The organism is Salinicola peritrichatus, from assembly GCF_003206715.1.
GTDB lineage: Bacteria > Pseudomonadota > Gammaproteobacteria > Pseudomonadales > Halomonadaceae > Salinicola > Salinicola peritrichatus.
This window is the reverse complement of the sequence record NZ_PZJU01000101.1, coordinates 1-2403: the sequence shown is the minus strand read 5'-3', so window position 1 is coordinate 2403 and position 2403 is coordinate 1. Positions and strand designations below refer to the sequence as shown.

The window sequence follows — 2403 nt, the reverse complement described above, 5'->3', positions numbered from 1 at the left end:
CGACGAGCGCATGATCCGGGCCTCGGGTTCACCGGTGACGTGATGATGGATCCCGAGCCGTTCCATGCGCTCGCGGCTGTCCCGGGTCTGGTCACGCAGGGTCTTGAGCCGTTCGAGTGATCGACGACGCTGGTCATCGTCGGGCCCATCCTGGTGCGCTTCCTCGCGGTCGGTCTCGTCGAGGCCTTCCAGCCAGGCGTCGATACGCGCGTTCAAAGCCTGTTTCTCACGGGCCAGCGACTTTCGACTCACCACGCGCTTCTTGCTGGCCACGGCCCCGAACTTGCTGCCATCGATGACCACTTCGCGGCTCGCCAGCCAACCGGCGTCACGGCAGAAATGCACGCAGTGACGGCACAGCTGACGAAAAGCGTGCGGATGCTTGCGTCGAAACTCGGCGATGTTGAAGTCAGGGGTCAGCCGATTGAGTAGCCACATCAGCTCGATGTTGCGCTGACATTCGCGTTCCAACCGACGTGACGAACGGATCTGCTGAAGATAGCCGTACAGGTAGAGCCTGAGCATATCGGCGGGATGGTAGCCCGGACGCCCGGTCGCGGCAGGCCGGGCCCGTTCGAAGCCCAAGGCATCGAGGTCGAGGGAATCGACATAAAGATCGATGACGCGAACAAGATGCTCGTCGGGGATGAGGTCATCGAGGGACGGTGGCAGCAGGTCGAGCTGCTCGCGAGACTCGCCGGTGATATAGCGTGCCATGATGAAAACTGCCCATCAGGAAGCCTGATGGGCAGTGTGCCAGCCGAGGCTGTGTTTTGACACAGCCTGCGAGGGCCGGGTAAGTACGCAGGAGATTGTCACCCATGCCACTATCGGGCGCCTGCCGCTCAGCAAGAGGCTGAGATGACTAGTAAAAGAGGTGTAGATCGAAAAGTCTGATCCAGAAACACGATGCTAAATGACTCCACCGCGATGGCGCGCCTTGGCTCGGAAACCCCGAATATCGTGTCACTTCGTCGGTGAGGGTCATCAGGGAACAAGAAGAATGCGGCCGAAGGGATGGCCTTCTTCAGCATGTCTATGGGCCGCCGCCGCCTCCGCAAGCGGGAAAGTCCGGTCGACAGGCATTGAAATACGGCCTGTCGCCATATCGTCGAATATACCTGCTATCATTTCATGAACACGCGCTGTATGCAGTTCCTTGCCGAAGAGCATGCCGAAAACCGCCAGACTTTCGGGTGCGATGTCGCTGAATTCGAAAGTGCCTCCTCCCTCGCCGCTCGCACCGCCAACCGCAATGAGCCGGCCACGATAACGCAAGGCCTGCAGCAAAGACCGCAATGCGTTGCCACCGGCAAGATCGACGACGAGATCGACACCAACGCCATCCGTCAATTCGCGGGTGCGCACTCCAATGTTCTCCTGCCGGTAGTCGATCCCGTGAGTCGCGCCAAAGCTTTGCAGCCGGCCGATGCGTTGAGCGGATGACGCTGTCGCTATGACGGTGGCTCCCGCCCGATTCGCCAGTTGCACGGCAGCCAGCCCGACGCCACCTGCCGCGCCTTGAACCAGAACCGTCTCACCTGGTTCGAGCCTGCCGAACTCGAACAGCGCGTCATGCGCGGTTCCAAAGGCGATCAGTCCCACGGCGGCCACCTTGATGTCGAGTGCATCCGGCACGGGGAAGACAAAGGGCACGGGCACTGCGAACAGCTCGGCATGCGAGCCTTGCCAGTTGAAGCAGGCCACGCGCTGTCCAACCGCCAAATTGGTCACGCCTGAGCCGACGGACTCGATCACCCCTGCAGCAGCATAGCCTCCAACATGCGGAGGATGCCGAGGTGGATTGTTCCGACGACCGAGAACGTCTCCACCTTCGAGACTAATCGCCTGTACCCTGACGAGCACGTGGCCGTCCGTCGCGGTCGGGTCAGGCAGATCGCCATAATCCAGGACGTCAGGTCCACCATTGATGTCGTAGTAAGCCGCTTTCATCACCTACTCCTTGCAGATTGTGCCAAAACGATAGCGTAATTCTCCGCGACCCACAGTACTGAAGCAGCCATCTTATCGAAAGGCTCTCCGTCCTCCTCCGCCATAAGGATTGGTATCGTACTGCCACTCGCTCCATGGACTTGCTACCCATCTCTTTCGGAAATGGTGCTTGCTTCTCTTCCTCGTCTTCCGACTCGAATCGGGACTCAAGCCTAGGGGAAAGCTGAGCGTGGGTTGTACCGGTCATACGACGAAACATTGATATAAACGCTGAGGAAGGGGTGATGTACTCCGGCCGGGTGGCATCCGAAAATGGCAACGTGGCGGGGATCAGCCACGAAAAAACCACCCTATACAGGCTGTGTCAAAACACAGCCTCGGCTGGCGCATGGAACGGCTCGGGATCCATCATCACGTCACCGGTGAGCCCGAGGCCCGGCTCATGCGCTC

At 59.8% G+C, this 2403-nt stretch carries 2 protein-coding genes; both read right to left on the bottom strand.

The features are described 5' to 3' along the window. On the bottom strand, window positions 1–717 hold a 717-nt coding region (locus DOM57_RS21610; protein ID WP_162619637.1), incomplete at its 3' end, for a transposase. 270 nt (window positions 718–987) lie between these two features. Then, on the bottom strand, window positions 988–1953 hold the full coding sequence (locus tag DOM57_RS21605; RefSeq protein WP_110651815.1) for a quinone oxidoreductase family protein: 966 nt from the start codon (window positions 1951–1953) through the stop codon (window positions 988–990). Between the last annotated feature and the right edge of the window lie 450 nt (window positions 1954–2403).